This window comes from Brevundimonas intermedia, from assembly GCF_027922165.1.
Classification (GTDB): domain Bacteria; phylum Pseudomonadota; class Alphaproteobacteria; order Caulobacterales; family Caulobacteraceae; genus Brevundimonas; species Brevundimonas intermedia.
Genome location: NZ_BSFD01000003.1, coordinates 193,302 through 201,327, shown reverse-complemented (window position 1 = coordinate 201,327; position 8,026 = coordinate 193,302). Strand labels below are relative to the sequence as shown.

The 8,026-nt window shown below is 60.7% G+C and carries 5 protein-coding genes; 3 read left to right on the top strand and 2 right to left on the bottom strand.

Translation table 11 applies throughout. The features are described 5' to 3' along the window. Both PKE72_RS08185 and kduI read right to left on the bottom strand, forming a co-directional pair. On the bottom strand, positions 1 to 566 hold a 566-nt coding region (locus tag PKE72_RS08185; protein WP_271164883.1), incomplete at its 3' end, for an SDR family NAD(P)-dependent oxidoreductase. 33 nt (positions 567 to 599) lie between these two features. Beyond that, complete coding sequence (gene kduI / locus PKE72_RS08180; RefSeq protein ID WP_271164882.1) at positions 600 to 1,445, bottom strand: 5-dehydro-4-deoxy-D-glucuronate isomerase; 846 nt, start codon at positions 1,443 to 1,445, stop codon at positions 600 to 602. A gap of 283 nt (positions 1,446 to 1,728) precedes the next feature. Here kduI and bglB point away from each other — a divergent pair, with 283 nt between their 5' ends. The 3 genes from bglB (at position 1,729) to PKE72_RS08165 (ending at position 8,012) form a co-directional block, all read left to right on the top strand. Next, complete coding sequence (bglB, locus tag PKE72_RS08175) at positions 1,729 to 2,835, top strand: beta-galactosidase BglB (RefSeq protein ID WP_271164881.1); 1,107 nt, start codon at positions 1,729 to 1,731, stop codon at positions 2,833 to 2,835. 27 nt (positions 2,836 to 2,862) lie between these two features. Then, the gene (locus PKE72_RS08170) at positions 2,863 to 4,482 is read left to right on the top strand and encodes an MFS transporter (protein ID WP_271164880.1); all 1,620 of its coding nucleotides are present in this window, start codon (positions 2,863 to 2,865) and stop codon (positions 4,480 to 4,482) included. A gap of 386 nt (positions 4,483 to 4,868) precedes the next feature. Continuing rightward, positions 4,869 to 8,012 carry a TonB-dependent receptor gene (locus tag PKE72_RS08165; RefSeq protein WP_271164879.1) on the top strand — a complete coding sequence of 1,048 codons (3,144 nt, stop codon included), beginning with the start codon at positions 4,869 to 4,871 and terminating at the stop codon, positions 8,010 to 8,012. Positions 8,013 to 8,026 lie beyond the last annotated feature (14 nt).

Genomic DNA, 8,026 nt, shown 5'->3' with positions numbered 1-8,026 from the left:
TAGCCCGGCGCGATGGCGTTGGCGGTGATGCCATGCGGGGCCCATTCGTTGGCCATGAGCTTGGTCAGGCCGGCGACGCCCGACTTGGAGGCCGTATAGGACGGCACGCGGATGCCGCCCTGGAAGGACAGCATGGAGGCGATGTTGATGATCTTGCCGCCGTCGCCCTGTTTGATGAACAGGCGGGCGACCGCCTGGCTCATGAAGAAGACCGTCTTCAGGTTGATGTTCATCACCAGGTCCCAGTCGGCCTCGGTGAAGCCCACGGCGTCGGCGCGACGGATCAGGCCGGCGTTGTTCACCAGAATGTCGATCCGGCCCATGGCCGCCAGGGCTTCCTCGACCACCCGTCCAACCGGCTCGATCGAGGTCAGGTCGGCGCTGACGGCGTGGGCGCGACGGCCCAGGGCCTGAACCTTGGCGACGGTCTCGTCCGAATCCGACAGGGCGACGGAGACGATGTCGGCCCCGGCCGCGGCCAGAGCCAGGGCGATGCCCTGCCCCAGGCCCACATTGCCGCCGGTGACCAGGGCGACCTTGCCGGTCAGGTCGAATGGGTTGCTCATGCTTTTCTCCCCTTTTTCCTGTCGTTGCGCGAACTACTTGAGCTGACAGATGTCGAGCTTGTGCATGTCGGTGTAGTCGAGGTTCTCGCCGCCCATGCCCCAGATGAAGGTGTAGTTGGACGTGCCCGAACCCATGTGGATCGACCAGGGCGGGCTGATCACGGCCTCGCCGTCGGCGACGACGATGTGACGCGCCTTGTCCGGTTCGCCCATGAAGTGGAAGACGCGGTCGTTCTCGCCTAGGCCGAAATAGAGATAGGCCTCGGAGCGGCGGTCGTGCAGGTGAGGCGGCATGGTGTTCCAGACCGAACCGGGCTTGAGGACGGTGACGCCCAGAAGCAGCTGGCAGGACTTGACCTTGGCCGGGACGATATACTGGTAGATGGTGCGTTCGTTGGACGTCTCCAGCGCCCCCATCTCCAGCGGCACGGCCTCTTCGATGGAGATCTTGGTCAGGTCGTATCGGGCGTGGGCCGGGGTGGCGATCAAATAGAATTTGGCTGGATGTGTCGGGTCGTTTGAGGCGAAGCGCACGTCGTTCGATCCCATCGGCACGTAGAGGCCGTCGCGGAAGCCCAGTTCGACAGTCTCGCCATCGACAGTGATCGACCCGGCCCCGCCGATATTGACCACGCCCAGCTCGCGCGCGTGAAGAAAGGGCTGGCCTGCAAGGGAGGGCGGCTCGGAATGGGTCGGCAGACTCAGCTCACTATCGACCGGCGTGGCGCCGCCGATCACCATCCGCTCATTGTGGGAATAGTTCAGGCTGATCTTGTCCGGCGCGAATATGTCCGTGACCAGGTAACGGTCGCGGAGTTGCTGGTTCGTCGCCCCCTCCATCATGTCCGGATGGGTCGCCTGATATACCTTGTCGTACATGGAATCTCCGAGGGATGGGCGCGGGTCGGTCGGCAAAGACCAAGCCGGCCGGGGTGTGAGCCGTTCGTGAAGCCGATCCTTGACCCGGTTCTGAAGCTCACATAATGAGAATGATATATAAAAAATGGGACGGCGATGCTAGCGCCGTTTTGAAAATGGGATGGAAACCTGGGAAAGCGGAGATGATGCGTGGGCGTGCCCGCCGCCGTCAAACCTCATGCCCCGCTCGCACCCTCCATCCCGCCTTTTTTAATCGGCGCCACGGGCGCCTGGGAGTGCCTTCATGCCGCATCTGATCCACGACCTGGCTTACGCCGACGTGCGCGACACCATCGCGCGGCTGATGGACAATCTGGTCAACATCAACGACGAGTCGGGCGAGTTCCTGCTGCGGCTCGACGACGGCCGTGTCATCGACACCAAGGGCTGGAACGACTGGGAATGGACCCACGGCATCGGCCTGTACGGCATCTACAAGCTGTACGAACAGACCAATGATCCGGCGGCGCTGGACATCATGTTGAACTGGTTCCGGGACCGGTTTGCAGCCGGCACGCCGACGAAGAACATCAATACCGTCTCACCCTTTCTGACGCTGGCCTATCTGTACGAGCAGACTGGCGATCAGACCTTCATCCCCTATCTCGACACCTGGGCGGAATGGCTGATGGACGGCCTGCCGCGCACGGAGGAGGGAGGATTCCAGCACATCGTCTTCAATGACGAGAACCCGCAGGAACTGTGGGACGACACTCTGATGATGAGCGTCCTGCCCCTGGCCAAGATCGGTCTGGTGCTGGGCCGTCCGGAGTATGTCGAGGAAGCCAAGAAACAATTCCTCATACATATCAAGTATCTGTTTGATCGGAAGTCGGGGCTGTGGTTCCACGGCTGGACCTTCCTAGGGCGGCACAACTTCGCTGACGCGCTTTGGGCGCGGGGCAACTGCTGGGTGACGATCGCCATCCCGGAGTTCATCGAACTGCTGGATTTGCCGCCGGAGGACAGCCTGCGACGGTTCCTGATCGAGACGCTGGAGGCGCAGGTGAAAGCCCTGGCGGAGCATCAGGACGAGAGCGGCCTGTGGCGCACTCTGATCAATGACCCTGACAGCTATCTGGAAGCCTCGGCCACAGCCGGTTTCGCCTATGGCATCCTGAAGGCGGTACGCAAACGCTATATCAGCCCCGAATATGCGCCCATGGCTCTGAAGGCCGTGAAGGGCGTGCTGGCCAATGTCTCGCAAGAGGGCGAGTTAGGTCAGGTCTCGTTCGGGACGCCCGTCTTCGATGATCTTCAGGGCTATCGCGACATCCCGCTGACCTCCATGCCTTACGGACAGTCGCTGGCCATCCTGTGCCTGGCGGAATTCCTGCGTCAGTACATCTGACGCGCCGCGGTTCGGGAGGGGTCCGCCATGAGTGTCACGCCGTCGCAGATGCGTTCGCCGCGTTGGTATAATTATTGGGGCTGGGGCTCCGGAGACATGCTGGGGGCGGGCGCGCAGGCCGTCATCACCGGCTGGCTGTTCTACTTCTTCACGACCTTCTGTGACCTGACGCCGGTCGAGGCAGGACTGATCCTGGGACTGCCGCGCCTGCTAGAGGCGATCACCTGCCCGTTGATCGGCTATGTGTCCGACAATCTCAGGCACACCTGGATCGGACGCAAAATCGGGCGGCGAAAAATCTTCCTTCTGATCACCATTCCCCTGCTGCCCAGTTTCGCGCTGATCTTCGTCAGCGGCCAGACCTTCGCCTACTATCTGACGATCTTCATCTTCTTCGAATTGCTCTACACGATGTTCCTCATCCCTTGGGAAACGCTCGCGGCGGAGATGACCAAGGATTACAAGGAGAAAGCCAAGTTCGCCGGCGCGAGGATGCTGGTCGCCCAGTCGTCGGCCATCCTGGCCTCCTATCTGCCGACGCTGATCATCAACAGGTTCGGCGGACAGGATTCGGCCCAGACCTTCCTGATCATGGCGACCATATTCGGTCTGCTATTCAGCCTGGTCGTGTTGATCGTCGTGATCTTCACCTGGGAGCGGCCCTATACCGAGGACGAGAAGGCAGTGGTCGCCAAGCCGTTGGATTGGGGCGCGGCGCTGATGATCCCGGTCAAGATGTTCCGGGACCTGTCTTCGACCCTTCGCATTCGGGCCTTCCGCCAGCATCTGTCGATCTATCTGGGGGGCTATATCTCGCAGGACATCTTCAACACGGCCTTCCCGATCTTCGTCGCCACGGTGATGGCGGGGGCGACGGTCATGATCTCGCAGATGATGACGGCCATGTATGTCGCCCAGTTGGTCTCGGTGATGATCGCCATCCATCTGGTGATCCGTATCGGGCCCGTGGTCGCCTATCGCTCGGCCGCCGCCTTCTTCACCGTGGCCCTGCTGTTGCTGCTGGTCTTCTATTGGGTGCGGCCCGAGATGATGAGCCAGGATCTGTTCGCGGTGGTGAACCCCGCCAGCAGCGCGTTCGACCTGAGCGCCGTCTTCTGGCTGCTGACGCCGGTGATCCTGGCCGGCCTGGGGCGGGGGACGCTGAACTTCGTGCCCTGGTCGGTCTACAACTATCTGCCGGATATCGACGAAGCGGTGACGGGCCAGCGCCGAGAGGGGATATTCGCCGGCGTCATGACCCTGGTGCGCAAGTTGGCGCAGTCGGGCGCAATCATCCTGACCGGCTGGATCATCGAGACGGGCGGCTATGTCTCGCCGGTCGCAGGGGCCGGGATCGTTCAGACGCCCGGTGCCGTGGCGACCGTCGCGGCGCTGCTCGTTATAGGTCCGATCGCGGTCATGACGCTGGGTGCGATCCTGTCCTGGTCATTCCGCCTCGACGCCGCCAGCCACCAGGTGCTGATGAACGAGATCGAGCGACTTCGTGCGGGCGAGGTCTCGCCATCCAGTCCGCAGGCCCAGGCCGTGGTCGAGGATCTGACCGGCTGGCCGTACGCCAAACTGTGGGGACGCAATCCCCTCGTCGCCAAGACGCCGTCTGTGTCTGAGCCGGGCGGGCCCGCCTAACTTCGTCTCCGTCGGTCTTCGAGTCGGTCCAACTGGCCTTGGCTGCCAGGGACCTTGACGCGCCCGCACGACGTCGGCGCTCAGGGAAATTTCCCACAGTGTGGAACGGCAAAATCATATTTGGCACTAATGAAACGCGATGCTATAGATGGTCGCCAAGAGATAGAGCCCGATAAGGGTCAGCCGCAGCAAAAGGGGAGGAAGTAGTCGTCACGGCGTCTTCAATGACGCTCGGCGCAACCGAACACGCGATGCGCGAATGACGCAATCGATCCGCTTGGCAGATCTGGCCAGGGATCTTCGCTTTTCCAGAAACTGATCGGGACCGGTCGGGCTGAGAAAGTGTCGCTCAACAATAAGGCTATAAGCCAAGGGAGGAAATCTAGATGAATACGAAGACTGACGGACGTTCCACGCGCCGTTTCATGTTCACGGCCAGCACGGCGGCATTGTTGATCGGCTCGGCCTGCCCGGCCTTGGCTCAACAGACAGCTTCACCTCAGTCATCGACTGCGGCATCGACCCAGCCGACTGTCGTCGATGAAGTGGTCGTAACGGGCATCCGTTCCAGCCTGCAATCAGCGATGGGGCGCAAGCGGAACGCCGGCACAGTATCGGATTCCATCGTCGCCGACGATATCGGCCAGTTTCCGGATAAGAACGTCGGTGAAGCTCTGGGGCGGGTGACAGGCGTTCAGCTGTCGCGCGACTTCGGCGAGGGCAACGCAGTGTCGATCCGCGGTGTCGAGCCCGACCTGAACAGGGTCGAGGTTAACGGCGTCAGTATTCTTTCGACGGCAGGCAACCTGAATGTCTATGGCGGCGGAGGGCGCTCGAACGACTTCCGCGAATTGCCGGCCGAGATGGTCAAATCCATCGATGTCTTCAAGGGCTTCACGTCGGACATGACGGAGGGAAGCGTCGGCGGGACGGTGGCCGTCACCACCCGCAAGCCGCTGGATTTCCGCGAGCCGACCTTCTCTCTGACCCTTTCAGGCCAGAAGCTCGACACGCTGCCGGACTGGAAACCCCGCGCTAGCCTTTTCGGCGCGACCCAGTTTTTGGACGGTCGATTGGGAGTAATGGCGAATGTCACCTATGATCGCGTCCTGACTCGTGGCGACTTCTACGACGGCAACTCCTGGGCGCGACTGGCGGATTTCGACAACTCGGCAGAGAAGACTGTCAGCTATTACAATCAGTCGTACAGCCAGGCGGTAAACGATGCGCTGGCGAGTGTCGGGACGGAGGCGGGGTGCGCGACGATCTCGACGCCTGATGCAAACGTGCTCACGACGTCGGCAGCGCGGACGGCGTGCCAGAGCCAGTGGTATGACTATAACCCGCGAGTGAGCCGTTATCGGGTCTGGACGCGGGACGACGAGCGGACGTCCGGAGAGTTCACCCTTGAGTACGAGTTTAGTGACTCCCTGCGCGCCTTTGCGACCTATCAAACCAACTCACGCACGCAACAGTTGAACGACATCAACTACGGCACCGACTTCACGTCCTTGGATCGATTGAACTACGCCGTCGGCGCGACATGCCCACGCGTCACGACGACGACAGCCCAGAACGTTCCGGGCGTGGTCGTTGATGAGAACCACAATGTCACCTCCTATGTGGTCGGCAACTGCCTTGGGACCTCGGGGCGGGGAGGGGATACAGCCTTCAGCATCTCGTCGCGGGACTTCCTCTATGAGACGGAATCCAACTATCTGACCTATGGCTTCCGCTGGGTCGGCGATCGCTTGAAGGTCGATTTCCTGGGCGCGAATGCGGAGACAGAGACGCTCAGCCAGACCAACAATGTCTCGGTTAGCTTCAACACCCCCGGTTTGGTTGTCACCCTAGAGCCCGGCACGTCCGCGCCCGTGTTCACCTTCGCTGAGGGTTATTCGCCGAGCGACGCCTCCGCCGTCAGCCAGTACCAAATCCAGTATCGTCCTTCTCAGTCATCTAACAGCGAAGACCAGTACAAGCTGGACGCAGAGTTCGATCCACGTACGACCTTCCTGACGAACATAAAGTTCGGTGGGCGTTATTCGGATGCGAAAACAAAGGGGTATGACTACGGCGGCTTCATAATCAGCCCTGGCGCAAATCTGGCGTCTGAAGTTGATAACATCGTGATTTACGCCAACTCGATAAACTCGACGGCGCGCGTCAGCGATACAGCCACGGTCGATCAAACTGAGGCGCTCTACGGAAATCTCTACCAGACCAATTATTTTACGACGACCGAGACTTGGTCGCGGGCATTCTCGAACTCGGTGTTCGATGCGGCCATGACGCCATTGCCTTCCGACTTCCATTACGCAGGCACGCTGCCATCGACATGGATGTATCCGGACTACAACAGTGTCGCCCAGTACCTCGACACCACGAACTTTAACCTCAACAATCTGTATTCAGGCGTCGGCAACGACGGAAACACCTACGATCAAATTCCGTACAGCGTGAACGAGAAGACGGACGCGCAATATGTCCGTCTGGACTGGCAGTTGCCGTTGCTGGGATTGGATATTGTCGGCAACCTCGGCCTGCGGCGGGTTCACACGGAGACCAACACGTCGGGCAAGTTTACGCGGAACGAAACGCGGCTCGTAAACGGCGTGGCGACGACGGCGGTCGTCTCCAACACTGTGGTCAACCAGACTCGCGACTACACGAAGTGGCTGCCCAGCTTCAACATGAATGCCTGGCTCATAGACAATACGTTGAGCATGCGTGTGGGCTACGCCAAGCTGATGGCGCGGCCGCTGTACAACTTCCTGGTGCCGAACATGACGTGCACCATCAACTACACCAATGACGGCACGTCGGACGACGGCCCCGACAGCTGCTCGGCGGGCAACCCTGACCTGAAGCCGTATGAGGCGTCCCAGTACGACCTGTCGTTCGAATGGTATCCGAATAGGGATACCCAGTTGTCAGCCGGCTTCTTCTACAAGGATATCGAGACCTTCTACCTGTCCTCGCGCACCAGCCTGGGCCAGCAGGACGTGTTCGGCGACGGCGTGCTGTACTTCTACAATAGCTACATCAACGGCGAAGGCGCGACGATTTCGGGTGTGGAACTGACGGCGAAGACTGCGTTTACCTTCCTGCCCGGCGTCTTCTCGGGCTTCGGCGCCGACGTCAACTATACCTATCAGGAGGCGACCGGGGTCGGGGTCTACAGCCAGTTGGACGGTTCGGAGCTGCCTTATCCGGGGCTATCCAGCGACAGCTATAATGCGACCCTGTGGTACGAGCGTGGTCCCATCAATGCGCGCCTGGCCTACAACTACCGCTCGGAATATCTGGTCACGGCCGCCGATCAGTCGGGCAATCCGGTCATCAAGGATCCGACCGGCTATCTGGACGGCAAGATTTCCTGGAAGGCTCCCGTCAAGGGGCTGACCCTGTTCGCGGAAGGCAAGAATCTGACCGGTGAGGACGAAACCACCTGGGCCGGCGATATTCGCCTGATCAGCACCGGCTATTCGGGTCGTCGCTTCTTCGCGGGCCTGACCTACAAATACTAGCTCCCCGATATCCT

What these genes read in the sequence shown, in the direction of transcription:
- PKE72_RS08165 (WP_271164879.1), top strand. Translation starts at nt 4,869, where the DNA reads ATGAATACGAAGACTGACGGACGTTCCACGCGCCGTTTCATGTTCACG.
- kduI (WP_271164882.1), bottom strand. Translation starts at nt 1,445, where the DNA reads ATGTACGACAAGGTATATCAGGCGACCCATCCGGACATGATGGAGGGG.
- bglB (WP_271164881.1), top strand. Translation starts at nt 1,729, where the DNA reads ATGCCGCATCTGATCCACGACCTGGCTTACGCCGACGTGCGCGACACC.
- PKE72_RS08170 (WP_271164880.1), top strand. Translation starts at nt 2,863, where the DNA reads ATGAGTGTCACGCCGTCGCAGATGCGTTCGCCGCGTTGGTATAATTAT.